This is a genomic window from Nocardioides campestrisoli (genome assembly GCF_013624435.2).
In the GTDB taxonomy this organism is placed as follows: Bacteria; Actinomycetota; Actinomycetes; order Propionibacteriales; family Nocardioidaceae; genus Nocardioides; species Nocardioides campestrisoli.
In genome coordinates this window covers 2,867,434-2,892,583 of record NZ_CP061768.1, presented here as the reverse complement: position 1 = coordinate 2,892,583, position 25,150 = coordinate 2,867,434, and the positions used below count along the sequence as shown (strand labels likewise).

General features: G+C 71.5%; 24 protein-coding genes and 1 tRNA gene. 18 read left to right on the top strand and 7 right to left on the bottom strand.

The features are described 5' to 3' along the window. Positions 1 to 180 precede the first annotated feature (180 nt). On the top strand, positions 181 to 465 hold the full coding sequence (locus H8838_RS13570) for a WhiB family transcriptional regulator (protein WP_181312369.1): 285 nt from the start codon (positions 181 to 183) through the stop codon (positions 463 to 465). 35 nt (positions 466 to 500) lie between these two features. Further along, on the top strand, positions 501 to 731 hold the full coding sequence (locus H8838_RS13565; RefSeq protein WP_181312370.1) for a hypothetical protein: 231 nt from the start codon (positions 501 to 503) through the stop codon (positions 729 to 731). Between the two features lie 102 nt (positions 732 to 833). On the opposite strand, the gene H8838_RS13560 is transcribed toward H8838_RS13565, so the two are convergent. Together H8838_RS13560 and H8838_RS13555 are read right to left on the bottom strand one after the other, a co-directional pair. Continuing rightward, entirely contained in the window at positions 834 to 1,637 is an 804-nt protein-coding gene (locus H8838_RS13560; RefSeq protein WP_185995743.1) for a hypothetical protein, read from the bottom strand. Positions 1,638 to 1,767: 130 nt separating this feature from the next. Beyond that, the gene (locus tag H8838_RS13555) at positions 1,768 to 1,926 is read right to left on the bottom strand and encodes a DUF5679 domain-containing protein (protein WP_181312372.1); all 159 of its coding nucleotides are present in this window, start codon (positions 1,924 to 1,926) and stop codon (positions 1,768 to 1,770) included. A gap of 180 nt (positions 1,927 to 2,106) precedes the next feature. On the opposite strand from H8838_RS13555, the gene H8838_RS13550 reads away from it, so the two are divergent. The 3 genes from H8838_RS13550 to H8838_RS13540 all read left to right on the top strand — a co-directional run bounded on the left by H8838_RS13550 (position 2,107) and on the right by H8838_RS13540 (position 4,899). Next, the gene (locus H8838_RS13550) at positions 2,107 to 2,970 is read left to right on the top strand and encodes an enoyl-CoA hydratase/isomerase family protein (protein ID WP_185995744.1); all 864 of its coding nucleotides are present in this window, start codon (positions 2,107 to 2,109) and stop codon (positions 2,968 to 2,970) included. 348 nt (positions 2,971 to 3,318) lie between these two features. Beyond that, positions 3,319 to 4,356 (top strand): PHP domain-containing protein, encoded by a 1,038-nt coding sequence (locus H8838_RS13545; RefSeq protein WP_181312374.1) that lies wholly within the window; start codon positions 3,319 to 3,321, stop codon positions 4,354 to 4,356. 9 nt (positions 4,357 to 4,365) lie between these two features. Continuing rightward, complete coding sequence (locus H8838_RS13540) at positions 4,366 to 4,899, top strand: M48 metallopeptidase family protein (protein ID WP_181312375.1); 534 nt, start codon at positions 4,366 to 4,368, stop codon at positions 4,897 to 4,899. On the opposite strand, the gene H8838_RS13535 is transcribed toward H8838_RS13540, so the two are convergent. Both H8838_RS13535 and H8838_RS13530 read right to left on the bottom strand, forming a co-directional pair. Further along, on the bottom strand, positions 4,833 to 5,459 hold the full coding sequence (locus tag H8838_RS13535; protein WP_185995745.1) for an NUDIX hydrolase: 627 nt from the start codon (positions 5,457 to 5,459) through the stop codon (positions 4,833 to 4,835). The two genes, H8838_RS13540 and H8838_RS13535, sit on opposite strands and share 67 nt — an antisense overlap. Then, the gene (locus H8838_RS13530) at positions 5,456 to 6,871 is read right to left on the bottom strand and encodes a zinc-dependent metalloprotease (RefSeq protein WP_181312377.1); all 1,416 of its coding nucleotides are present in this window, start codon (positions 6,869 to 6,871) and stop codon (positions 5,456 to 5,458) included. The genes H8838_RS13535 and H8838_RS13530 overlap by 4 nt, the downstream gene beginning before the upstream one ends. Positions 6,872 to 6,938: 67 nt before the next feature. Between H8838_RS13530 and H8838_RS13525 the strand changes: the two genes are divergently transcribed. The 7 genes from H8838_RS13525 (at position 6,939) to H8838_RS13495 (ending at position 13,871) form a co-directional block, all read left to right on the top strand. Then, positions 6,939 to 7,370: a molybdenum cofactor biosynthesis protein MoaE gene (locus H8838_RS13525; protein WP_181312378.1), complete on the top strand. Its 432-nt coding sequence runs from the start codon at positions 6,939 to 6,941 to the stop codon at positions 7,368 to 7,370. 88 nt (positions 7,371 to 7,458) lie between these two features. Beyond that, a complete protein-coding gene (locus H8838_RS13520; protein WP_224766130.1) occupies positions 7,459 to 7,728 on the top strand; it encodes a hypothetical protein in 270 nt (89 codons plus the stop codon). 26 nt (positions 7,729 to 7,754) lie between these two features. Then, positions 7,755 to 8,807, top strand: a complete 1,053-nt coding sequence (locus H8838_RS13515; protein ID WP_185995746.1) for a YlbL family protein — start codon at positions 7,755 to 7,757, stop codon at positions 8,805 to 8,807. Next, positions 8,804 to 9,367, top strand: coding sequence for a PPA1309 family protein (locus H8838_RS13510; protein WP_181312380.1), 564 nt, complete (start codon positions 8,804 to 8,806; stop codon positions 9,365 to 9,367). Before H8838_RS13515 ends, H8838_RS13510 begins: the two co-directional genes overlap by 4 nt. A gap of 71 nt (positions 9,368 to 9,438) precedes the next feature. Further along, on the top strand, positions 9,439 to 12,303 hold the full coding sequence (locus tag H8838_RS13505; protein WP_224766129.1) for a UPF0182 family membrane protein: 2,865 nt from the start codon (positions 9,439 to 9,441) through the stop codon (positions 12,301 to 12,303). A gap of 50 nt (positions 12,304 to 12,353) precedes the next feature. Beyond that, positions 12,354 to 12,427: transfer RNA gene (locus H8838_RS13500), tRNA-Met, on the top strand. Positions 12,428 to 13,100: 673 nt separating this feature from the next. Then, positions 13,101 to 13,871: a class I SAM-dependent methyltransferase gene (locus H8838_RS13495; protein WP_185995747.1), complete on the top strand. Its 771-nt coding sequence runs from the start codon at positions 13,101 to 13,103 to the stop codon at positions 13,869 to 13,871. 44 nt (positions 13,872 to 13,915) lie between these two features. On the opposite strand, the gene H8838_RS13490 is transcribed toward H8838_RS13495, so the two are convergent. The 3 genes from H8838_RS13490 to H8838_RS13480 all read right to left on the bottom strand — a co-directional run bounded on the left by H8838_RS13490 (position 13,916) and on the right by H8838_RS13480 (position 17,377). Then, the gene (locus H8838_RS13490; RefSeq protein WP_185995748.1) at positions 13,916 to 15,211 is read right to left on the bottom strand and encodes an FAD-binding oxidoreductase; all 1,296 of its coding nucleotides are present in this window, start codon (positions 15,209 to 15,211) and stop codon (positions 13,916 to 13,918) included. A gap of 82 nt (positions 15,212 to 15,293) precedes the next feature. Continuing rightward, positions 15,294 to 16,400: a phosphonopyruvate decarboxylase gene (aepY, locus tag H8838_RS13485; RefSeq protein ID WP_185995749.1), complete on the bottom strand. Its 1,107-nt coding sequence runs from the start codon at positions 16,398 to 16,400 to the stop codon at positions 15,294 to 15,296. Continuing rightward, positions 16,400 to 17,377, bottom strand: coding sequence for an isocitrate lyase/phosphoenolpyruvate mutase family protein (locus H8838_RS13480; RefSeq protein WP_224766128.1), 978 nt, complete (start codon positions 17,375 to 17,377; stop codon positions 16,400 to 16,402). The genes aepY and H8838_RS13480 overlap by 1 nt, the downstream gene beginning before the upstream one ends. Before the next feature lie 177 nt (positions 17,378 to 17,554). Here H8838_RS13480 and H8838_RS13475 point away from each other — a divergent pair, with 177 nt between their 5' ends. From H8838_RS13475 to H8838_RS13450, 6 genes are all read left to right on the top strand, one after another. Next, positions 17,555 to 18,895 carry a chorismate-binding protein gene (locus H8838_RS13475; RefSeq protein WP_185995751.1) on the top strand — a complete coding sequence of 447 codons (1,341 nt, stop codon included), beginning with the start codon at positions 17,555 to 17,557 and terminating at the stop codon, positions 18,893 to 18,895. Next, positions 18,892 to 20,082, top strand: a complete 1,191-nt coding sequence (locus H8838_RS13470; RefSeq protein ID WP_185995752.1) for an iron-containing alcohol dehydrogenase — start codon at positions 18,892 to 18,894, stop codon at positions 20,080 to 20,082. The genes H8838_RS13475 and H8838_RS13470 overlap by 4 nt, the downstream gene beginning before the upstream one ends. Before the next feature lie 8 nt (positions 20,083 to 20,090). After that, complete coding sequence (locus H8838_RS13465) at positions 20,091 to 21,440, top strand: cupin domain-containing protein (protein ID WP_185995753.1); 1,350 nt, start codon at positions 20,091 to 20,093, stop codon at positions 21,438 to 21,440. Continuing rightward, positions 21,437 to 22,843, top strand: coding sequence for an aldehyde dehydrogenase family protein (locus tag H8838_RS13460; protein WP_224766127.1), 1,407 nt, complete (start codon positions 21,437 to 21,439; stop codon positions 22,841 to 22,843). The genes H8838_RS13465 and H8838_RS13460 overlap by 4 nt, the downstream gene beginning before the upstream one ends. A gap of 11 nt (positions 22,844 to 22,854) precedes the next feature. Next, a complete protein-coding gene (locus H8838_RS13455) occupies positions 22,855 to 23,862 on the top strand; it encodes a C-terminal binding protein (RefSeq protein ID WP_224766126.1) in 1,008 nt (335 codons plus the stop codon). 101 nt (positions 23,863 to 23,963) lie between these two features. Next, positions 23,964 to 25,118, top strand: a complete 1,155-nt coding sequence (locus H8838_RS13450) for a serine hydrolase domain-containing protein (RefSeq protein WP_185995755.1) — start codon at positions 23,964 to 23,966, stop codon at positions 25,116 to 25,118. The last annotated feature ends 32 nt before the right edge of the window (positions 25,119 to 25,150 follow it).

Genomic DNA, 25,150 nt, shown 5'->3' with positions numbered 1-25,150 from the left:
ACCGCCATTCCGGCAGCAATCTGGGGGACCAGTGCCTGGAGACCGCCTACCTGTTGAGTCATCGACAGCTGGCACCTCCAGGCCGCGGATCCCACCGGGATCCGCGGCTTTTCTGTTTTCCGCGGCCCGACCGTTCCGTCCATCAGCGATCAGGTCAGCAGTGAGAGGAGGTGACAGCACATGACCATCAGCGTTCTCGACCATCCCCTGGCCCCGCCGGCCTCGGCGCCGTGCCGGACGACGGACCCTGAGCTCTGGTTCGCCGAGTCGCCCAGCGAGGTGGAACACGCCAAGAGTCTGTGTCAGGAGTGCCCGGTCCGGGCCACCTGCCTCGAGGGAGCACTGGAGCGCCGCGAGCCCTGGGGCGTCTGGGGCGGCGAGCTCTTCCTGCAGGGCGTGGTGATCCCGCGCAAACGACCGAGGGGCCGACCGCGCAAGGACCAGAGGGACGAGGCGGCCGCCTGAGGGGCGGCGCCGGACACGGAGCAGACAGCAAGCACATGAGCAGCAAGCAACCCAGCACGAGCAAGACGACCAGTACCAGCAAGACGAACGGAAGTACCGAGATGAACCAGATGTATGAAGACCTGGCGAGGGCCCATATGGCCGTGCGCCTGGGAGAGGCGCACGAGATGCGGCGCGGGCACCGAGTTGCGGTGGCCCGCCGGATGAGCCGTCGGGCCGAGCGGGCTGCCGCACAGGCGCGCCTGGCGCTGGCTCGGGCCCTGTGAGCACCCGGGCTCGCACGTGAGCACCTCGATCAGCAAGAGGCCGAGCCGGACCCACGACCGAGGTCGTGCGTCCGGCTCGGTGGCGTTCTCGGGGCTCTGAGCTCAGCCGGCGCCGATCAGCTCGTCCCACCCGCAGCCGCAGTGCGGGTGCCTGAGCCAGGCCTCGTGCTCCTCGACCAGGTCCTCGTCGAGCCAGGTGGTCGCCGACCACGTGCGCGGGCATCGTCCCTCCGCCCAGGCCACCACGTCGACCGCGGTGCGCAGGGCGACGTCGCGCAGCAGCAGCTCCGAGACCTCCACCGCGCGGGGCAGTCGCGGGTCCGGCGGTGCGGGGACGCCGGGGTCCATCAGTGCCTGGTGCGCGTCGAGGCAGCGCACGCAGGCGGTCACCCCGGGCAGGACGAACGGGCCCAGCCGGACGCGGGCGTCGATCACCGCCACCAGGAGGACCGGGTCGCCCGGGTGGGTGAGGTCGTCGACCAGGTCCCGGGCCGGCTCCCCGACGCTGAGCAGCACCGTGACGTCCGCCGGAGCGCCGTCGCCGGGGGCCAGCAGGGTCAGGCCCTGGGCCAGCAGCAGCTGGGCGACCTCGCGGCACAGCCCCGTCGGGCTGCCCCACAGGCGTACCCGGGTCTCGGCCCGGGCCAGGCGGCGGTGCCGCACCTCGAGCCGGTCGACCAGCAGACGACGGCTCCGCAGCCGGGCGACCACGTCCTGCAGCTCGGGATCCTCCGGCTCCTCGGTGCCGGCGGTCAGCCCGGAGAGGAACGCGTCCACCGACGGGGTGTCGGGCAGGAGCAGCCGGCGGGCGGGATCCATGCCCACCTGGAGCCGGCCTTGAGCGCGGCGCAGCACCGGGACCCCGCGACGGAGCCGGAGCCGGGGCTCGGGTGGTTTCTCGCTCATGCCCCGAGCCTGGCAGCGCTGCGCCGCACGTGTCGGCGCCTCTCCACAGGCCCGGGACCGGGCAGGGGGAAAGCGAACGGCGCCGTCCCCGGAGGGACGACGCCGTTCGATCACCGCGTGGGGGCGTGTGTCACGCCTTGCCGAGGATGCGGTTGAGGTTGGTGCCACACTCGGGGCAGACGGCCTTGGCCATCCGGGTCCCCTTGTCGTTGACCTTGACCTCGCCCTCCGCCTCGCGCTTCTCCTTGCACTTGACGCAGTAGAACTCGCCGCTCCAGGTCTCCGCCATGACGGCCTCCTTATGTCTGTGGGATTTCTCGGTCGTCGCGACGGGGGAGTCAGGGAAGCCCGCCGGGGTCCAGGGACGAGAGCCCCGGACCGTGCTTGACCATACGCCACGCCTGGCAATGCGACGTGCAGGGCACACCGGGAGCCCTCAGCCGCGTCGCGCCCGCCGTAATCTGCCTCCATGCCTGAGCCTGACGACGCCACCCAGCCCGACGCCCCCGCCGCGCCCGCCTCCGCCAGCGAGACGCAGGCCCGACGAGGTCCCCACCTCCGCCTCGAGCGGCCCTCCGACGGGGTGGCCCTGCTGACCCTGGACAACCCCGACCGGCGCAACGCGATGTCGGACGAGATGACCGCGGCCTGGGTAGGGGCGATCGATGAGCTAGCGGCCGACCGCTCGGTGCGGGCGGTGGTCGTGACCGGCGAGGGCAGCGCCTTCTCCTCGGGGGGAGACCTCGGCTGGCTCGCCAGCGAGCCCGACGCGGGCGTGGACCGCCTGCGTGACCGGATGCTCCCCTTCTACCGCAGCTGGCTCACGATCCGCCGGCTCGAGGTACCGACGATCGCCGCGATCAACGGCCCCGCGATCGGCGCCGGCCTGTGCCTCGCCCTCGCCTGCGACCTGCGGTACGCCGCGGCCGGGGCGAAGATGGGCGTCCCGTTCACCTCCCTGGGCCTGCACCCCGGCATGGCCGGCACGCTGCTCCTGCCCGAGGTGGTCGGACTGGCCGCCGCGCGCGACCTCTTCCTCACCGGACGCCTGGTCCAGGGCGACGAGGCGCTGCGGCTCGGCCTGGTCTCCCGGATCACCGAGCGCGAGCAGCTGCTGGAGACGGCGCTGGCCAGTGCCGCGTCGATCGCGGCCGCCGCCCCGATCGCCACCCGGCTGACCAAGCTCGCCCTCGCGACCGGCGGGCACACCGACCAGGAGACCGCCCTGCAGTGGGAGGCCCTGGCTCAGCCCGTCACCATGGCCACGGCCGACCTGCAGGAGGGGATCCGCGCCGTGCAGGAGAAGCGCGCTCCGCACTTCCTCGGTCGCTGAGCCTCGGTCGCTGAGCCTCGGGCGGCTGCCACGAAGAAGAGGCCCCCCGCCCGCCACCGAACGCACGCCTTCCCCTTGCGAACGTCCGGTGGATGGGGCGAGGGGCCTCATCTGTGCCCAACCTAGGAGGCCAGGCCGGGCCGGTCAACCGGAATCGACAGACGGGTACCGGACAAACCGGCCGTGGTGCCCTCTCCCGTGTGGACGAACCTGTGGAAAACCCCTCGGAACGGTGGAGAACCCGCTTCCCGGCTGGGACGATCCTGTGCAGGACACGCCCGGGCGAGAGCCCGCGCACCCTGCTGACCAGCCAACTCGACGTACGACGACCTGTGGAGGACGAGACCTGTGAGCGCACCGGGGTACGACGCCGGGCCGGTGGCCGCGCTGCGGCGCATCGCCTTCCTGCTCGAGCGCGCCCGCGAGGACACCTACAAGGTGAAGGCGTACCGGTCTGCGGCCGCGACGCTGCTCCCGATGAGCGAGCAGGAGCTGGCCGGGCACGTCGAGGCCGGGACGCTGACCACACTGCCGGGCATCGGCTCCAGCACCGCCTCGGTGATCGCCGAGGCGTGGCGCGGTGAGGTGCCCGCCAGGCTGCGGGCGCTGGAGGAGCACGCGGGGCCCCTGGTCCCGGGTGGGCGGGCCCTGCGCGCCGCGCTCCGCGGGGACCTGCACTCCCACTCCGACTGGTCCGACGGCGGCTCCCCGATCGAGGAGATGGCCTTCACCGCGATCGAGCTGGGCCATGAGTACCTCGTGCTCACCGACCACTCGCCCCGGCTCAAGGTCGCCCGGGGCCTCTCGGCGGAGCGGCTGGCCCGCCAGCTCGAGGTCGTGGAGGCGGTCAACGAGCACCTGGCCGGGTCCGGCTTCACCCTGCTCAAGGGGATCGAGGTCGACATCCTCGACGACGGGTCGCTCGACCAGACCGAGGAGATGCTCGCCCGGCTCGACGTGCGGGTGGCCAGCGTCCACTCCAAGCTGAAGATGGACCCCGACCAGATGACCCGGCGGATGGTCGGGGCGATCACCGGGTCGACGATGAACGTGCTGGGCCACTGCACCGGTCGCCTGGTCACCGGCAACCGCGGCGTGCGCCCCTCCAGCAGCTTCGACGCCCGGGCCGTCTTCGAGGCCTGCGCCGAGCACGACGTCGCGGTGGAGATCAACAGCCGACCCGAGCGCCGGGACCCGCCGACCGCCCTGCTGGAGCTGGCCCGCGACGTCGGCTGCCTGTTCTCGATCGACAGCGACGCCCACGCTCCCGGCCAGCTCGACTTCCTCGACCACGGGTGCGAGCGCGCCGAGGCGGCGGGCATCGACGCCGAGCGGATCGTCAACACGTGGCCGCAGGAACGCCTGCTGGCCTGGGCAAACCAGTAGCGTGCCGCCATGACGGGGACGGAGCAGGTGGAGGTACGACGCAGCAGCCGGCGCCGTCGTACCGTCTCGGCGTACCGCGACGGGGACCGGATCGTGGTGCTGATCCCGGCCTCGATGAGCAAGCGGGACGAGGCGCGGTGGGTCCAGGACATGGTCCTGCGGCTCGAGCGCTCCGAGGCGCGCAAGCGGCCCTCGGACGAGCAGCTGATGGCGCGGGCCACGCAGCTCAACGACGAGTACTTCGGCGGGCTGGCCCAGCCCGCGTCGGTGCGCTGGGTCGGCAACCAGCGGACGCGCTGGGGCTCGTGCACGCCCGGGGACAAGTCGATCCGTCTCTCCACCCGGCTGCAGGGCATGCCGTCCTGGGTGGTCGACTACGTCCTCGTCCACGAGCTCGCGCACCTGCTCGAGCCGGGCCACGACGACAGCTTCTGGGCCTGGGTGAACCGGTACCCGCGCGCCGAGCGCGCCCGCGGCTACCTGCTGGGCTGGTCGGCGGCCGCCGAGGTGGACCCGCCGGGCAGCGAGGGCCACGTCGACTGAGCCGCCTGCCGGTGCTCGGTCCACCGGGACCGGGCGGCCGCGACCAGCTCGTGCATCTCCTGCTCCAGCCCCTCGGGCAGGGCGTCGACCGGCCACCAGCGCACGGCCAGGGACTCCTCGCTGGTCGCGTGCGCGGCACCTGCCGGCGCGAGGGCGGTGAACCGGACGTCGAGGTGGTGGACCTCGCCGCGGGGGTCGCAGAACCCGACGACGTGCTCGTCCAGGTGCACCGGCACCGGGTCCAGCTCCAGGTCCGGCAGGCCGGACTCCTCCAGCCCCTCGCGCCGGGCGGCCCCGGCCAGGGTCCGGTCGTCGGGCTCGCAGTGCCCGCCGAAGGCGAACCACCGTCCGGCCTTGCGGTGCAGGTTGAGCAGCACCCGGTCCAGGTCGGGGGAGAGGACCAGCACACCGGCGGTGAGGTGGTCGGGGTAGCTCTCGCGGGAGACGCCGTCGGGCCGCGCCGCGAGATGGGCCAGGAACCGGTCCCGCAGCTCACTCTGGCTTCCCGGAGGCGGCGCCCAGGCGCCCAGCGTGGCCGCCGCGTCGCTGTGGAGGGTCACTCCCGGGGAGTGCCGGAGTCGTCCCCGGACTCGTCCGCCGGGTCGGTGGGGGAGTCGTCGCCGGACTTGTCCGCCGAGTCGGCGGGGGAGTCGTCGCCCAGCAGATCGCGCAGGCCGGCCTCGAAGGCCTCCTCGGAGATCTCCTCGACCGGCACGGCGCCCTCGCGGAAGCCCAGCGGGTCGTCCAGGTCGGCGGCGGTCGGGAGCAGGTGCGGGTGCATCCACACCCCGTCGCGGGCCTCGGTGCCCTGCCGGGTGCGCAGCGAGCCCCACAGCGTCGAGGCGTCCCGGAGCCGGCGCGGCCGCAGCTCCAGGCCGACCAGGGAGGCGAAGGTCTGCTCGGCGGGGCCGCCGGCGGCACGCCGACGGCGTACGGCCTCCTGCAGCTGCGCTGCGGCGGGCATCCGGCCCTCGGTGGCCTGGCCGACGACCTCGTCGACCCAGCCCTCCACGAGCGCCAGGGTGATCTCCAGCCGCTCCAGGGCGGCCTTCTGCTTCGGCGAGTCGCCCAGGTCGAAGAGTCCGCCCTGGAGGGCCTCCTGGATCGCCATCGGGTTGCTCAGGTCCAGGCCGCGGATCTGCTCCTCGATCCCGGAGGTGTCGATCTCCAGGCCGCGGGCGTAGTCGGTGATCGCGCCGAGCAGGTGGTCTGCGAGCCACGGCACGTGGGCGAAGAGCCGGTGGTGGGCCGCCTCACGCAGGGCGAGGTAGACCAGCACGTCCTCGGCCTGGAGACCCAGGCCCTCGGCGAACGCGGTGACGTTGACCGGCAGCAGGGCGGCGCGCCCGGGGGCGGTCAGCGGGATGCCCACGTCCGTGGCCCCCCAGACCTCGCCGGCCAGTGCGCCCACGCCCTGACCCACCTGACCGGCGACCATCGCGCCGCTGGCCTTGCTCAGCATGCCCAGCAGCGGGCCGGCCAGGGCCCTGGCCTCCTCGGGCAGTGCCTTGCCGAGGGAGTCCACGGCAGTGCCGGCGATCGGCTCGACCAGCTTCTTCCACACCGGGGTGGTCTCCACGATCCACTCGGCGCGGCTCCACGCGCTGGCGGTGGTGACGCCGGAGGGGAAGTCGGTGGTCTCGTCCAGCCAGTGGTCGGCCAGCCGGATCGCGTCGGCGACGGCGTCCTTCTGCCGCTGGGTGGGCGAGGGGTCGGGCGTCTGGGCGACCACCTTGCGCGCGGTGTCCACGGCGTGGTCCCAGTTGATCGGCCCGTCGTAGGGCTGCATCATGCCCTGGAGCTGCCCCAGGAGCGCGGAGATGTCGGGCAGACCGCCGGGTCCGGGCCCGCCGCCCGGGGTTCCGCCCAGGCCGCCGAGCGCACCGCCGAAGGCGCCGAAGAGCTGTTCGAAGGGCGTGCCCTTGAAGGGGTTCTCGTCGCCGGCACCGGACTGGCCTGGGGTGTCGTTCATAGTTCCGAGGCTACTCGCTGCCTCCAGCGCACCCCGGGCTCGGCTTCCTGGACCTAGACTCTGCCCGGTGAGCGCTGCTGACCCGGTCCGGCTGGTCGACCTGCGGGAGTCCCCGCTCGACGTCGCGGAGGTGCTGGCCGCCCTCGACGACCCGTCCGCGGGCGGGCTCACCCTGTTCGTCGGGCGGGTGCGGGACCACGACGGTGGCCGCGGCGTGCAGGCGCTGGACTACTCCGCCCACCCCAGTGCCCTGGACCGGCTGCGCGAGGTGGCGCGCCGGGTGGCCGAGGAGCACGACGTGCTCGGGGTCGCCGCGGTGCACCGGGTCGGGTCCTTGGCGATCGGCGACCTGGCCGTCGTGGTCGCGACCACCGCCGCGCACCGCGACGAGGCGTTCCGTGCCTCCCGCGCCCTGATCGACACCCTCAAGGCCGAGGTCCCGGTGTGGAAGCACCAGCGCTTCGACGACGGCGACGACGAGTGGGTCGGCACCCCCTGACCCCGCTGGTGCTGAAACGGGCGGTCCGCCACGGGTGTCGCGGCGTGCCTGGGCCACGGGGCCGGGCGGCGTCCCTACGCTGAGGGCCGTGGAGATCCTGTGGTGGTTGGTGCCGTCCCTGGTGGTGACGTGCCTGGCCATGCTCTGGGTGGGCTGGCTGGGCCGGGAAGGACGCGGTGAGGTGGACCGCGAGGTCGCCGTCCAGCGGCTGGCCCGGGCCCTGTCCCAGGAGCGCCCGACGCCGCAGACCCCGCCCGTGCGGGAGCGGGACCGCAGCACCGGGATCGCCGTACGCCAGGCGCGCAAGGTCCAGCCGCCGACACCGGGTCCCACCCAGGGCCCCCGTCGCGCCTCGTAGTTGCGACCGTTTGAGAGGCTGTGGCCATGAGTCAACGGACCGTGGCGGGTGTTCTCGCCGTGCCGTTGCTCATCGGGCTCTGGGCGGCGGCACTCTTCACGCCCCTGCCCTACGTCACCTACGAGCCCGGGATCACCGTCGACCTGCTCTCCGAGACCGAGGACGGCGAGCTGTTGCAGGTCCAGGGACACAAGACGTACCGCGACGACGGCGAGATGCTGCTGACGACCGTCTACGTCTCCCGGCCCAAGGCCACCGTCAACCTCTTCGAGGTGGTCCGCGCCTGGATCGACGACGACGACGCCGTCGTGCCCTACGACGCGGTGTACGACTCCGGCACCACGCCCGAGGAGTCCGAGCAGCGCGGCGCCATGCTGATGGCCACCTCCCAGGAGACCGCGGTCGCGGTCGCCCTGCGCGAGGCGGGGTTCGAGGTCGAGGAGTCGGTCCAGGTGAGCGAGGTCTCCGAGGGCATGCCCGCCGAGGGCGTCCTCGAGGTCGGCGACGAGCTGCTCGAGGTCGGCGGGCGTGAGGTGACCAGCAGCCAGGACGTGGTGGACGCCGTCAGCGCCGCCCCGGCCGGTGAGCAGCTGGCGCTCCTCGTGCGACGCGACGGCCGGGAGGTTCCGCTCGAGGTCTCGCCGCGGGAGGTGGACGGCACCCCGCGCCTGGGCATCATGACCGGCTACGGCTTCGACCTCCCCTTCGAGGTCACCCTGGACGTCGACCCCGCCATCGGCGGGTCGAGCGCCGGGATGATGTTCGCGCTCTCGGTCTACGACACGCTCACCCCCGGCTCGCTGACCGGCGGCCAGGTGATCGCCGGTACCGGGACGGTCGACGACCAGGGCCAGGTCGGGCCCATCGGGGGGATCGCCCAGAAGATCGCCGCGGCCCGGGACGAGGGCGCGCGACTCTTCCTGGTACCGCCCGACAACTGCGGGGAGGCGCTCGGCGCCGACCCCGACGACATGCGCCTGGTCCGGGCCGAGACCGTGAGCTCGGCCCTGGACTCGCTGGAGCGCTGGGTCGAGGACCCGGACGCCGACCTGCCCCGTTGTGAGAGGAGCTCGGAGTGAGCGAGGACGTGACCCAGGAGCAGACCATCCCGGACCCGGCGCTCGCCTCCGCGGTGCTGGAGATCGAGTCGCACGTCGCCGAACAGGGCTGGGACCAGCCCGCCCGGCTGTACGCGCTCGTCGAGACCGCCCGGATCGTCACCAACGAGCCCGAGCTGGCCCGGGTGATGGGGCTGGACGAGTCCTCCGCCGAGGGGTCGCTGACCCCGGTGGAGCAGGAGCCGACCGGCCCCGAGCGGCCGCTCGAGCAGCTGCTGGAGGAGATCGCCTGGCCCGAGACCGTCGACGGGGCGGCCGTCGCGCTCGAGCGGCTGGTGCTGCCCCCCGAGGTCGACGAGCAGATCCCCGAGGACCCGGTCGAGGCCGGCCGGTTCGCCCGGGAGCACCCGCTGCGGCAGGAGGTACGCCTGGTCGCCGGCGTCACCCGCAGCGGTTCGACCTACTGCGCACTTCGCATGCGCGCCCATGACGACGCCCAGTCCGTCGTCGACGGCACCAGCCTGGTGCCCGGACTGATCGAGCTGCTCCGCAGCACGTTCGAGGATGAGGAGATTCAGTGAGTGGAATGTTCGGCCAGCCGGCCCGACCGCCGGCGACGCCGTCCGCTGCGCCCCGGAGGTCGCGGGCCCTGGTGATCACGGCAGCTGTGCTGCTCGTGCTCTTCCTGGGGCTCACGGCCTTCTCGGCGTTCTGGACCGAGCGACTGTGGTTCGACTCGTTCGGGTTCAAGGGTGTCTTCAGCACCCTGCTGTGGACCCGGGTCGGGCTCTTCGTCGCCTTCGGCTCGCTGATGGGGGGTGTGGTCGCCCTCAACATGTACCTGGCCTACCGGTTCCGTCCGGTCTTCCGGCCCAGCTCGCTGGAGCAGGACAGCCTCGACCGCTACCGCGACGCGGTCACCCCGATCAAGGGGTGGCTGCTGCTGGCCGTCTCGGTGGTGATCGGTCTCTTCGCCGGCGCCTCGGCGGCCGGTCAGTGGCGGCAGTTCGCGCTGTGGCGCAACGGGGTGCCGTTCGGAGAGACCGACCCGTTCTTCGACCGTGACGTCGGGTTCTACGTCTTCGACCTGCCGTGGTGGCACTACCTGACCGACTACGTGATGGCGATCGCCATCCTGGCGCTGCTTGCCTCCGCGCTGGTGCACTACCTCTACGGCGGGGTCAAGCTGCAGGCCAGCCGTGACCGGCTGAGCCCGGCCGCTCAGGCGCAGTTCTCCGCCCTGCTCGGCCTCTTCGTGCTGGCCAAGGCCGTCGACTACTGGCTGGACCGGTTCGACCTGCTGCACGACTCCGACAGCCTCTTCACCGGCATGGGCTTCACCGACGAGAACGCGGTGCTCCCGGCCAAGAACATCCTGCTGGGCATCGCGCTGATCTGTGCGGTGCTGTTCTTCCTCAACATCTGGCGGCGCACCTGGGTGCTGCCGTCCGTGGGCGTGGCGCTGCTGGCGCTCTCCGCGATCCTGCTGGGCCTGATCTGGCCCGGCGCGGTGCAGCGCTTCCAGGTCTCGCCGAGCGAGGCGGACAAGGAGGCGCCGTACATCGAGAAGAACATCGCCGCCACTCGGGCCGCGTACGACATCGACGACGTCGAGGTCAACCGCTACACCAGCGAGCCCGACCTGGAGGCTGAGCTGGCCGCGCTCGACGCGGAGACCTCCTCGGTGCCGCTGGTCGACCCGCAGCTGGTCCGCCCGACCTTCGAGCAGCAGCAGCAGGTCCGGGCCTACTACTCGGTGGCCGACGTGCTCGACGTGGACCGCTACAGCCTCGGCGGCGAGGAGCGCGCGGTGGTGCTCGGCGTCCGCGAGCTCGACCAGGACGGCCTGGCCGACTCCGCCCGCAACTGGAACAACCTGCACACCGTCTACACGCACGGCACCGGGATGATCGCGGCGTACGCCAACCAGCGGCCGGGTGACAACCGGAACCAGGCCTCGGGCATCCAGTGGGCCGAGGGTCAGGAGGACAACCAGAGCGCGCTGACCGAGCTGGCCGAGGGCGGCTACGAGCAGCGGGTCTACTTCGGCGAGCAGAGCCCGGACTACTCGATCGTCGGCAACGCCGAGGGCCGCGACGTCGAGCTCGACCTGCCCCGCGGCGAGGACGACGACAGCCAGACCACGACCTACGACGGCGCCGGCGGCGTGCCGGTCGGCGGCCTGTTCAACAAGGTGCTGTTCGCGGTCAAGTACGGCGAGCCGAACATCCTGCTCTCCTCGCGCGTCAACGAGGACAGCAAGATCCTCTACGACCGCAACCCGCGCCGGATGGTGGAGAAGGTCGCCCCCTGGCTGACCGTCGACGCCGACCCGTACCCGGCGGTGGTGGACGGCCGGATCCAGTGGATCCTCGACGGCTACACGGTCACCGACCGCTACCCGCTGTCGCAGAAGGAGTCGTTCGAGGAGATGACCGACGACTCGCTGCAGCAGGCGCCCGGCTTCCAGACCCTGCCGACGGACGAGATCAACTACGCCCGGAACGCGGTGAAGGCGACCGTCGACGCCTACGACGGCACGGTCCGGCTCTACGAGTGGGACACCGAGGACCCGATCCTCAAGGCCTGGCGGGGCGTCTTCCCCGACGTGGTCGAGGACCGCGAGGAGATCCCGGACTCGCTGATGTCGCACCTGCGCTACCCGGAGGACCTGTTCAAGGCACAGCGCTACCAGTTCGCCCGCTACCACGTCACCGACCCCGAGGACTGGTACGCGCAGAACAACCGCTGGGAGGTGCCGGAGGACCCGAACTCCGACGGCAACCTGCAGCCGCCGTACCGGTTCTTCCTCAACCCGCAGCGCGCTGCGGGCGAGGACGCCGAGGTCGACGTGGAGGCAGCCGACACCGCCGACCAGGTCTGGTCGCTCTCCTCGGTCTACGTGCCGCGGGGCAAGAGCAACCTGGCCGCGTTCGTCTCGGTCAACTCCGACGCGACGAGCGAGGACTACGGCAAGATCCAGGCTCTCGAGCTGGCCGACGAGCGGACCAACGGTCCGACCCAGGTGGCCAACGAGATCGCCTCGGACGAGGAGGTCCGCGACGAGCTGTTCTCCTTCGACCAGGGTGGGATCAACCCGCGGTACGGCAACCTGCTGACCATGCCGGTGGGCAACGGGCTGATGTACGTCCAGCCGCTGTACGCCGCGCGTGACACCTCGGAGTCGGCGTACCCGATCCTGAGCTTCGTGCTGGTCTCCTACGGCGGCCGGGTCGGCATCGACACCACGCTGCGCGGGGCGATCGCCGACGTGCTGGGTGTCGAGGACGCCGAGACGGCCACGCCGGACCCCGATCCCGAGGAGGGGGAGACCCCGCCGGAGGAGACGGGCTCGGTCAGCCAGCAGGTGCGTCGCCTGCTCGACCAGGCCGCGACCAAGTTCGAGGAGGCCAACGCCGCGCAGCGCGAGGGCGACACCGTCGCCTGGGCCGAGGCTCTGGACGAGGCGCAGAAGCTGGTCGAGGAGGCTTCCGACCTCTACGAATCGGGGAACTGACCCCCGGATTTGGCTCCACCCCGCGGATCACGTAATGTTCTGTTCAGCGGCGCGGGGTGGAGCAGCTCGGTAGCTCGCTGGGCTCATAACCCAGAGGTCGCAGGTTCAAATCCTGCCCCCGCTACAAAGGAATCGAAAGATTCGCACTTGGCCCCCACATCATGTGGGGGCCAAGTGCATTTCTGGACGCATCTGGTGGCCAGCGGCGCTTCCTCGAGCCCGATTATCGGTGTCATAGTGCGAGGAACGCCCCCGGTGAACCCGGTCGCACCAGGTGCACCCCACGTCCGTTCCACGCCTGCGGCCCGCTTGCTCGCGTGCCCGACCAGGGGCAACCGGGGGCAACCAGGGGGGCCGCAGGCGGCCGGCCGAGAAGGATTGAGCCGCCAGGTGGCGTGCATTGCGGGGTCCGGATCGCGACGGACGGTCCCCGGACATGACCCACACGACGCCCGGCGCTACGCCGGCCCCCTACCGTCCCGACACCACCCTGACCCTCAGCGAGATCGCCGACCTCACCGGCCGAGACCTCAAGACCATCAAGAACTGGAACTCCGACTGGCAGCACACCGGCGAGGGCCGCTGGGCCACGAGATCCCCCGCGATGCGTTGTACGTGCCTTGCTCCGCATCTCTGTGAAGTAGGGCCCCGGTCAACGCGTGTGAGGCCGCTGCTGAGAGGCCTCGTCTCAAACCCGGCAACGGGCCGGTGACCCAGTCGGGCAAGCACCCTATCCTCGGCAACCGCCGGGCCTGAGAATCCTGCACCAATGGTGACCGACAGAAGGACGCGCTGACATGGGGAATCCGAAGTCCGAGGCCTGGGACCTGATCGGCTCTGACTACTGGGCCGCCAGCTACAACGGCGGGCCGACGGGGGCTGACATCACTGCCATGCTCGAGGGCGTGGAAGGCTCCACGCAGGTCGCCGTGGTGGGCGCCTCCACCGTCCACCTGATCCGCGCCGCGGTGGACCGCGGGACGCGGGTGACCGTGCTGGACTTCGCCCCGGGGCAGCGGGCGGCCATTCAGGAGGCCGCCCGGGATTGGTCGGGGGGCGAGCGGTGCTCCGTCGAGCACTATGACGCGACCGAGCCCGCACCCCCCGCGCTCCGGGGTCGCTTCGACCTCGTCCTCGCCGATCGGCTGGTGAACCGGTTCACCGACGACGAGGCGCTGGCCGGTGTGCCCAGCCTGCTAAGCCTCGTGGCGCCGGGCGGCCGGCTGCGCACGACGATACGTCTGGGACTCTACGACCGGGACCGCGCCCTGATCGCCGCGGCGGAGCCCGAGGGCAGGGTTGCCGAGTTCTTCGACGCGGACGCGATGGAGATCGACTACGGCAGGGCAGGCGACCTGCTAGACCGGGCACTGCCCCGACACGGCGACATCCCCCGTGCCACTATCCTCGACTTCTACCGGCTGCGCGGTCCGGAGAAGCGCATGACCGTTCAGGACGTCGAGCGCTATGTCGCCGCAAGCAGGGCGTCCGTCAAGGCGCGTATCGTGGCCGCGGACCCGCTGCCGCTGACCTCGGTCGACACCCTCTTCGACATCGAGGTGGAGTGAGGGCCTGAAGCTGTGCACGTCGCCCGGGTCCTCCCTGCGCCGTCCTAGATCGCGCGTCCCGGATTCAGCAGGCCGAGCGGGTCGAGAGCGTGCTTGATCGCACGCTGCACGTCCATCGCCACGTCGCCGACCTGGCTCGCGAGCCACCGCTGCTTGAGCACGCCCACGCCGTGCTCGCCCGACAGGGTGCCTCCCATGGACAGGGCGGCGGAGAACACCTCGTCCGCGGCGCTCCACACGCGCGGTGGGACCGCTCCGTCGGGGCCTGGGTCGAACACGAAGGTGGGGTGCGCGTTGCCGTCGCCGGCGTGCGCGACGGTCATGATGCGCACGCCGTGCCGGACGCCGATCTCCTCGATCCGGTCAATCAGGTCCGGCAGCCGGGACCTGGGGACGCCTACGTCCTCGACCAGGCAGGAGCCGAGACGCTCGGTCGCCGGGAACGCCAGGCGTCGCACCTCCGCCAGCTCGTGCGCCTCGGTGGCGGAGTCGGACACGGTGACCGTCTCGGCGCCCGCCGCCTCGAAGTGCGTCCGGATTCGGGCGGCGTCCGCCGCGCTGGTCGGGCCGTCGGCCTGGGCGAGCAGGACGGCACCGGTGCCGTCTAGGCCCAGTCCCTTCCAGGAGTTGATCGCCTCCACGATCGACCTGTCCATGAGCTCCAGCAGCGACGGCTGCAGCCCGGCTGCCATCACGCCGGCCGCGGCGGCCCCTGCGTGCCGCCCCGTGGGGAACGTCCCGACTATGGTCGCGAGCGCGACCGGACGTGGGCGAAGCCTCACCACTACCTCCGTAACGACCCCCAGGGTCCCTTCGGAGCCGGTCATGAGTGCCGTCAGGTCGTAGCCGGCGACGTTCTTCACCGTCCTGCCCCCGGTCTCCAGCACGCGGCCGTCGGCCAGCACCACTTTCAACCCCAATACAGAGTCGCGGGTGACGCCGTACTTGGCGCAGCGCAGGCCGCCGGCGTTGGTCGCGACGTTGCCGCCGATCGTGCACGTGTCGACGCTGCCAGGGTCTGGCGCGTACATCAGGCCGTGCGCGGCGGCCGCGCGGTCCAAGTCGCCCGTGACGACGCCCGCCTCGACCACCGCGAGTTGGTCGGGGACCGAGATCTCGAGGATGGCGTCCATCCTGGTCGTGCAGAGCACCAGCCCGCCCTCGATGGCACTCGCCCCGCCGGCCAGTCCGGTCCCCGCACCGCGCGGGACGACCGGGACGCCGTGCTCGTGCGCCCAGCGCAGCGAGGCCACGACGTCCTCTGTGGTCGACGCCCTCACCACGGCGAGCGGGACGCCGGGGGAGACCAGGTGCGCCCGGTCGTGCCGGAACGCCGACATCGCAGCAGGATCGCGGAGAAGCGAGCCCCCCTGTCCCAGGGTCGCGGCCAGCGTGTCGAGCGCGGCAGGGAGGTTGCCGCGGTCACCCACGGGCGGCCACCAGTTGGAACCGCCGGGCACTCTCGTGCGGGGCGAGCGCCGGCCGGCCGAGGTCGGGATCGGCCCCGGGACGCAGCAGGAGTCGCACGAACGTCGGGGAGTCGTGCGAGGTGGAGACGACGCTGGCCAGGTGTTCTGCGTCGAGGACGTCCAGCGCCGCCGCGTACCCGCACGCCCGCGCCACCCCGACCAGGTCGACGGCCTCAGCGCCGGTCGGCTGTCCGCCCGTGGAGTCGTGCACTCCGTTGTCGAGCACGACGTGGAGGAAGTCGGGCGGTGCGGTCCTGCCGATCGTCGTCAGGGCTTCGAGCCGAATGAGCGCTGCTCCGTCACCGTCCAGGACGACCACTCGGCGACCGGGGGGTGCCGCCAGGGCCACGCCGAGTGCCGCGCTGGAGGCGCACCCCATGGACCCGACTACGTAAAGGTTCTCGGGGCGGTCCCAGTCGCGTTCGAGCTCACGCGAGGTACGACCCGTGGTCGACACCACGAGGTCGGTGGGGTCGAGGTTCCGGAGGAGCACACCGATCGCCTCGTCGCGTCGCATCCGGGCGGGCCCCGGATCGGGTACGGAGCGGACCACGTCGGTCCTCACGCCGTTACGCGGCACTAGCAGTGCGTAGGGGAGCGACGTGCGCTCTAGGTGGTCCAGCGCAGCCGCCACCTGACGGTCGACCGGGACGGAGTCGTCCAACCTCGCGTGGCCGATCTCCATCGCCCTCAGCAGCGGCTCGGTGATGGATCCCATGAGCCGGTGCTGCGGCTCGTCGGGCTGGCCCGGCTCGCCCCGCCACCCCACCAGCATTAGGAACGGTACCCGGAGCGTGTGGGACAGAGAGGTGAGCGGGTTCACGGCGTTGCCGAGGCCGGAGTTCTGGAGGAAGACGCACGGCCGCCCGCCCGCCAGCCGCATGCCGCTGGCGACCGCCACCGCCTCGCCCTCATTCGCGACGGGCAGGTATAGCTCCGGGTGGTGCTCGGAGACGTACGACAGGACGGGCTCAAGGAGCGAGCAGGGGACACCGACGAACGGTCCCACCCCGCGGGCTACCAGGGCGCCGACCAGTTCGCCGGCCGGTGTTCCCGGCATCACCGGACGTTCGAGTCGGGCACGGAGAACTTGGCCTCGGCGGCCAGTGTCTCAGCTGTGCCCTGCAGTTCGAAGACCGAGTGGACGGGAGTGATGACGGACTCGATCTCGGTGGAGCTCCCGTTGGCCAGGATCGATCGGAACGCGTTCTCGACGGCGGCGATGCTAGCCCTGAGCCCGTGGTTGGCGTAGATGACCATGCTGGCCCCCGCCTCCTGGAGCGCGGCAGCCGTCACGGAGTGGTAGGTCGTCGGTACGACCACGACCGGGGTTGAGGGGTCCTGCCAGCACTCCAGGAACTCCAGCACGCGCTGCGGCGACCGGTCCTTGGAATGGATGAGGACGGCGTCAGCACCGGCCTCCGCGTACGCCCGGCACCGATCGAGGGCCTCTGGCAGTTCGCCGCCCGCGACAAGCGTCTCGGTGCGCGCGATGACCATGAATTCGGGGCCACGCTGCGCGTGCTTGGCCGCCTCGACCTTGCTGCAGAACTCCTCGGTGCTCACCAGGTCCTGCCGACCGGGGATGAAGCTGTTGCGCTTGGGGAAGGTTTTGTCCTCCATCGAGACGGCCGCGATGCCCGAGGCCTCGTACATGCGGACCATGCGCATGACGTTGGGGACGCCTCCGTACCCGGCGTCGCAGTCCGCGACCAACGGCACGGCCACGGACTCCGCCATCACGGCCGCGACGGAGTGGAGTTCGGTCATGGTAAGGATGTCGGTGTCCGGCACCCCCTGCGAGGCAGACACCTCCAGTCCGCTCGCCCAGACGCCGTCGAACCCTGCCCGTTCGGCAAGCCTGGCGCCCAGCGGGTTGTGGGCCCCGGCGACCCGGATGATGCGGGATCCGTCGAACAGCAGCGACCGTAGGGCGCGCGAGGTGGAGGCCGCTGCGTGCGGGGGAGGAAACGAGGTGCTGGAAGCCATAACGGTCCTTCTCAAGCGCGGTGAGGAGCGTGGTCCGTGCGCGCTCATCGTGGCACAGAGCGATTCGCCGGTAGTGAAAAATGTGTCCGCGGCCACACACCGAGACGCCGCCGCGCAGGGGGAGCTGAGACGAACTGCGGACACCCCTCGACGCGGACTTGCGGAGTCGGTAACGTCCGCGCGGCCGGGACGCCAGCTTGGTGCACCGGCGGGGGAGGGAGACCGGTGAACGGTGTCTATTGGGAGAGGGCTTGCCAGTTCTTCGAGCGGTCCGGGCTGGTGGACGCTCGGGCGAGCTACTTCGTGCACGACAAGAATGCAGGACGTGTCGACATCGGCGTCGGCACGCGGCGAACCGTCGCCGTCGACGCTCGGAACAGCGTCTCGGTGTCGGACGTCCACACTGGAAGGCAGGTGGTCCGGCGGCGCGGGTCAGCCATGCGGCAGGTGGAGCAGCTCCTGGTGCGCGATGCGCCCTGCTTCTTCCTCGTCAGTCCTGACCTGGCGCGCTCCTTCGCCGACGAGTCCCTTCCCCTCGCCCTGTTCGTGCAGCCCGCCCTCGAGCTCCACTTCTCGCCGGAGCACCCGGAGGGAGTGCTGGGGCACGCCGCCGACGCGGTGGCCGAGCGGCGGGGCAAAGCCATGCTGGAGGCGCTCGCGGAGGTGTCGCCCCGACCGGCGTCCCCCGTTCCCGACGCCCCGGAGGCCTTCTCCCGACTCGTCAGCGGGTGGCGGTCGGCGGAGTCGGACGAGCAATTCCTTCGGCGACTCACTGCCGCGGTGGGCGCGTTGCAGGAACACGCCGACGGCAAGATGGCGCTGACCCGGGCCTACGAGCGGGTGCTGCCGCCCGGTCTCGACCCGTTCCAGCTCTACCAGCTGCACGCTCGGGCAAACGGCGAGTACGCCTGCAGTCACTTCTCCCGCATCGAGGACGCGGTGGTGTGTCTCGGCGCCAGCCCGGAGAACGTGTTCGAGACGCGCGACGGTCAGCTCACCGTGGACGTGGTCGCCGCCACGTGCCGGTCCACCCCGGACGCGCAGGGGCTCACCCAAGAGCTGTCCGCGAACCCCAAACAGTTGAAGGAGCACTGGTCCTCGCTGGCCAGCCGACAGCGGCGGTTCCGGGACCACTGCACCGACGGATCCCTCCGGGTCGTCCAGGACACGCGCGTGAAGCGACTCCGTAACGTGAGCCACTTGCACTCCGTCTTCACCGGTGAGCTCCGTCCCGGGGTATCGCCCTTGGACTTGATGGATGGCCTCTTCCCTCTGCTCGGTGCCCGACCGCCGGAGCTGTTGCCACTCGCGGATGCCGAACCAGCCCCCCACCGCTACTTCGCCGGCCTCGTCGGACGGCTGAACGACCAGTCGGCGGCCGCCTTCCTGAACATCCGCAACCTCCTGCTGCTCGACGAGACGATGCACGCGAAGGTGGGCGTCGGCGTGATCAAGGAGTCAGACCCCCACAGCGAGCTGGTCGAAACGCAGGACAAGCTGTCCGGCGTCCTCGAGGCGGTGTGGTCCTGGGTCGAGAGCGGGCCGGAGCCCGAGGGAGTCGCGTGAGCGGGCGTCCTGCCGCGCCGCCCGCGCTTCCCGACCACCTCCACGTTGGCTGCGGCGCCGCCGACCGGTTGGTGGACCTGGTGGAAGGCCACTCCGCGACCAGCGGCTCGAGGCGTCCCCTGGTGGTGATGGGCTCGGCGTCGAGTCGCACGGGATGGGCGAAGGAGGTGGTCGCCCGGCTGCGCCGTCGTCACGGGTGGGAGCTGGACGTGGTGGTTCGACGCTCCCACCGGTTGACGGTGGCGGAGGCAGAGCGTCTCGTGGGCGCGGCACGTCCCCACAGCCCGGACCTCGTCGTCGGGATCGGCGGCGGGAGCGTGCTCGACGCGGCCAAGGTCGTCGCAGGGCTGTGCCGCTCCTCGGTCACGCTGGCCCGCGCCGTCGCGCAGCCAAGCGCGATGGAGCATGTCGTGCCCTTGGTCGCGGTTCCGACCACGGCGGGCAGCGGGTCTGAGGCGACGCCGACCGCCACGCTCTGGGACGGGCCCGGCGGAGCAAAACTCGCGCTCGACGACCTCCGGCTGGCCCCGCGACTGGCGGTGGTCGATCCCCTCCTCGGCCTCACCCTCCCCCTCCGGTCGCTGGCGAGCGCTGCCCTCGACGCTTTGGCACACGGGGTTGAGTCGGTGTGGTCCACTCGGTCGACCGCCGAGTCACGCGCCCACGCGCTCCACGGTGTCGAGCTAGTCTCCTCCGGCCTGCTGGGGTGCCTGGCGGACCCGGGCGACCTCTCCGCGCGCTCCGCGCTCAGCCTGGGAGCGGCCCACAGCGGAGTGGCGATCGGGGTTACGCGCACCACGCTCGCCCACGCACTGTCGTACCCGCTCACCGCGAGGCACGGACTCTCGCACGGCCATGCCTGTGCGCTGGCGCTGGCCCCGGTGGCCGCGTTCAACGCCGCGGTGGCGGCGTCCGACTGCGTCGATCCCCGAGGAGAGGAGTTCGTCCGCTCGAGGGTGCGAGAGGTCCTGACAGCACTCGGGGTGGAGTCGTCGGCCGGCCTCCGCCGGCTGGTCGAGGAGGTCCTGGGCGTGGTCGGCCTGCCCACGCTCGACGACGTACGCCCGGCCGTCGACCTGCCTGCGGTGGTCCGGGAGGCCCAGGCATCCGGCCGGTCACGGAACAACCCACGACGGGTGGACGCCGCCGCCCTTCTTCCGCTCCTGCAGCAGTGCGCCCAAACCTAGGAGGACCTGTGCCGACCGACGAAATCGAGATCGACCCTGTGAAGTTGATGCGCTGGCTGAACGCGCGGAAGATGACCGTGCCGGCGTTCAACGCCGAGGTAGGTGCCGATGCGGCATCGATGGACCAGGCGACGGACGGTGGTGCCTTGGTCTGGGACGACCGGCTGGTCGCCCGGGCGTCCGAGGTGCTCGACGTCGAGGTGCACCAGCTGCGCACCGACGCCGGCACGGTGGCTGCCGTCTACCGCTCGGCCGCCTCGTCGCAGGCGCAGCGCCGGACGGTGCGCCGGGACGGCATCGACTTCTACGTGTACTACTCGCTCGCGGGGCCCCGCGGACAGGTGGCACCGGTGATCCTCGACATCCTGTGCCCGCCCCAGCGGCTGCCCGAGCTCAACCAGGGTCACCTGGAGCCGGCCATCACGGTCAACCTCGGCCCCGGTGACATCAACGGCCGGTGGGCCGAGGAGCTGACGGCGCAGACGTGGAGCGTGCTCTCGGCGAACCGGGGGCCAGACGCCTGGATCACGGGTGACTCCTACTACGAGCCGTCGTTCTGCCCTCACACCTACTCGCGCGTCACCGACGAGCCGGCACGAATCCTCTCCTACACCGGCGCCAGCCCCCTTGCGAACCTCGTGGACCAGACCAATACGTGGTCCGACGAGGCGTTCGGGTGCCTGCTCGACGACGTGGGCCAGGAGTTCGGCGCCGGGACAGTCCTAGCGCGGGCGATGCGTCGACGCGGCCACGACCCGGGGTCCCTGGCCGCCGCCGCGCACGTAGACCGGGACGCGGTCGACGCCCTGCTGCGGGAGGCGCCGGGCGAGCCGGACCTCACCGCGCTGGCCCGCCTTGGCCGAGTCCTCTCCCTGGACTACAGGCTGTTGCTGCCGCCGCTCGAGGACAGGGACCCGATGGGCAAGTCCTCGCGCACGATCGCGGAGAGCCGGGCCTCGGTGCGACGGTTCGCGAGCTACACCGTGGCGGACATGGCCGGGTCCTCGTCCGCACCCGACCTACTCGGCAGCTTCTTGCTGGTCGACGGCGACACCGCGGAGGAGCTCGACCTCCGGGACCCGCAGGCGACCTTCTACCTCGTGACTGCGGGGTCGGCCACGGCGTCCTGGGTCGACGAAGCGGGCCGGGTGGTGCAGCAGGCGCTCGGTCGCTGGGACAGCCTCTGGATCGGACCGGGCGTGCGCCACGGGTTCACCGGAAACGCGGGCATGCTCCGCATGGGCGACGCGAGCTCGTTCTCCTACCAAGACACCCTCGAGCTCTCCAACACCTACCGACCTGCTCGGACCCTAGGCCGGGCGCGTCAGGACCGCCGTGGCTGGGGGTACGACCGGTGAGCGCCGCTCAGATGCTGGTCGGCGGGACGTGGCGCAGCGGGTCGGCCGAGCTCGAGGTCCGCGACCCGTACTCCGGGGCCGTCGTCGGCTGTGCTGCCGACGGAGACCCGCGCGACATGGTGGAGGCGGTGCAACTGGCCGCGGCGAACCGCTGGACCCTGCGCCCCCACCAGCGCCGGGCGATCCTCGAGGGCGCGGCCGACGGGCTGCTGGCGGACTCTGAGGGGTTCGCGACATCGATCCGGCTGGAGTCGGGGATGGCGCACACCGCGGCCCTGCGCGAGGTGGACCAGGCGGCCGCCCTCCTGCGCACCACCGCGGCGGAGATGTCCGGACTGCGGGGCGGGTCCATGGTCACGGACGTCGTGCCCGGGGCGCCGCCCCGGCACGCGATGACGCTGCTCGAGCCGGTAGGCGTCGTCCTCGCCGTCACGCCCTTCAACCGGCCGCTCAACCAGGTAGTGGTGAAGCTGGCCCCGGCCATCGCGACCAACAACAGCGTGGTCCTGAAGCCTTCGGAGAAGGCGCCGCTGACCGCCATCAAGTTCGTGGAGCTGCTGCTTGAGGTCGGTCTGCCCGCCGCAATGGTCTCCGTGGTCACCGGCAGCCCCGCGCCCCTGGTCGAGGCGGCGCTCGGGACCGGGCTCGTCGACATGGTGACCTTCACGGGGAGCTCGGCGGTGGGTCGGAGCATTGCCGCTCGCGCTCCCATGTGTCGGCTCGCCATGGAGCTGGGGGATGTCGGGGCCTTGGTCGTGCTGGAGGACGCCGATCTTCCGGCCGCCGCGGCCGCAGCCGCCAAGGGCTCCTTCGACAGCGCCGGACAGTCGTGCCGCGGCGTCAAGCGGATCCTCGTGGCGCGCCCGGTCGCGGCTCAGTTCACCGAGCTGCTCGTCGAGCGTGCCGGCCTCATCCGCGTGGGAGACCCCGCGGACCCCGCGACCGACATGGGCACCTTGATCAGCGACGCCGCCGCGCGCACCGTAGAGGACCGTGTCCGCGAGGCGATGGACGCCGGGGCGCGGCTGCTGCTCGGCGGGCGTCGCTCGGGCGCCCAGTACTGGCCCACCGTCCTGGACCGGGTGCCTGCCGAATCGTCCCTGGTGGCCGAGGAGACGTTCGGTCCCGTCGCGCCGGTGCTCGAGGTCGCGGGGGCAGAGGACGCGGTCGCAATGGTCAACGCGGGTCCGTTCGGTCTCCAGACCGGCGTGTTCTCGCGGGACCACCAGACCCTCATGCGGATGGCGGAGGACCTGCGGGTGGGGACGGTGGTCCTCAACGACGGGCCGCAGTTCAGCTCGCCGGCAATCCCGTTCGGCGGGGTGAAGCACAGCGGCCTGGGTCGAGAGGGAGCCCGATGGGCGATGGAGGCCATGTGCGTGACAAAGACGGTCGTGCTGTGAAGGCGCGGCGCGTGGTCTACACGGACCCGGCGTGGGCGCTGGACCCGGCCCTCGGTGGGCCCGACCCTGCCCGCGCGGACCTCGAACGCGAGGTCCTCGGCACGGGCGTGCAGATCGACCTGGGGATGTGGCACGGCGACGCCTTCGTGACCGAGGGCCCGGAGTTCCTCGACTGGGTCGATGGCGCCGACGCGCTGGTGGTCTACCGGGCCCAGGTGACCGAGGAGCTGTGTGACGCGCTATCCGGCAGCTGCCGGGTCATCGCTCGCCAGGGCGTCGGCATCGACAACCTCAACGTGCCGCTGCTACGCGAACGCGATATGACGTCGTTCCACCTGCCCGACTACTGCGTGGACGAGGTGAGCACCCACTCGCTCGCCCTGCTGCTCGCCTTGGAGCGACAGGTGTGCGACCAGGACCGCCTGATCAAGGCCGGCGGCTGGGGCATCTTCAGCAGTGCCGTCCCGCGCCGGCTCGCAGACTGCACCGTGGGGATCGTCGGCTTCGGTCGCATCGGTCGTGCCACGGCCCGTCGCCTCCAGGCCTTCTACGGGAGAATCGTCGCCTACGACCCGTACGTCCCGGCCGACCTCATGAGCGGATACCACGTGGGCGCAGTCGACACCCTTTACGACCTCTTCCGGTCCAGCGATGCCGTCGTGCTGCACGCCGAGCTCACCGACGAGACCCGGTCGCTGGTCGACGACGAGGCCCTCGCGGCCGCCCGGCCGGGCACGGTGCTGGTCAACGCCGCTCGCGGTCCGCTCGTCGACTCAGCCGCGGTCGAGCGGGCCCTGGTGGCAGGGCGCCTAGCCGGCTACGCCTCGGATGTGTTCACCCCGGAGGACCCGAACGTAGACGAGGTCAACCGACGACTCGTGGCACGGCCCGACGTGGTCGTCTCCTCCCACCGTGCCTTCCTGTCCGGCGCCTCCGAGCGCAGCCAGCGCACGCGGGTCGCCCAGGAGATCGCCCGTGTGTTCGCCGGTGGGCTGCCTCGACACGGGCGGCTGTCGTGAGCGCCGCAACCGTCCACGCCGCCCCACTGCGCGCGGAGTGCACGGGTGACCCGACTGACGTCGGGTTCGAGCCGGCACGGTTGGGCCGCGTCAGGCAGGTCATGGAGCACCAAGTCGCCCAGGGCCAGACGCCCGGCGGGGTGCTGGCGGTCCGCCGCCGCGGCAAACTGGTCTGCCTTGAGTCGTTCGGCCGTCTGGACCCGGCCGGCCCCGAGCCCATGACCCGCGACGCGATCTTCCGGATCGGCTCGATGACCAAGCCGTTCTCCGCCATGGCCGCCCTCACCCTCGTGGAGGAGGGAAGGCTACTGCTGTCGGACGAGGTCTCGACCTTCCTGCCCGCGCTGGCGGACCTCAGGGTCACCACCGATCCGCGGCACGCGGACCGTCCCGACGTGCCGACCGTCCCGCTGCACCGACCCATGACGGTGCGCGACCTGATGCTAAACACCAGCGGCATCGTGGGCGGCTACCTCGGGTCCCCGGGCATCCTGCGCGTCTATGACGCACACGGGATCCGGGGGTTCGACCACCGAGCCGTGGCCTTCACCGAGACCACCCAGGACCTCGTCGAACGGCTCGGTGGGGTGCCGCTCGCCCACCAACCGGGTTCGGTGTGGGAGTACGGGCTCTCCTACGAGGTGCTGGGCCGAGTGCTGGAGGTGGTCAGCGGCCAGAACCTGGACGAGCTGGTCGACGATCGGGTGCTGCGGCCCCTGGGGATGTCCAGCACCGGGTTCTGGGTGCCGGAGGAACGTGCACACCTCGTCGCGCAGCCGGACCGCTCCCTCGCGCCTGATCTCGAGCTGCTCACGTTGACGTCCAGGCCGAGCTACCTCTCCGGTGGCAGCGGCTGCTACTCCACGATCTCCGACTACCTGCGCTTCCTCACGTGCCTCACGGGTCGCGGCACCGCCGAGGACGGGACCAAGGTTCTGAGCCCACGGTTCTTGGACATGATGCTGTCGGACCACCTGGGTGACCTGGCCGAGAGCGGTCCCGACTTCATCCCCGGGGTCGGCTACAGCTGGGGACTAGGCGTCGCCGTTCGCCGTCCGCGAGGAACCGGGAACACGCCGGGCAGTCCGGGCGACTACTGGTGGCTGGGGCGCGGGTCGACGCTATTCTTCGTCGATCCCGCCGAGGAGCTCGACGCCGTGCTGATGATGCAGAGCTCGTGGCAGGCCAGGTGGTGGCAGGGACGCAGGTACCACGAGCTCTTCCGGGATCTCGTGTACCAGGCCATCGTCCAGTAGTCCCGGAAGTCCGGACGAGCGGACTCACGCGC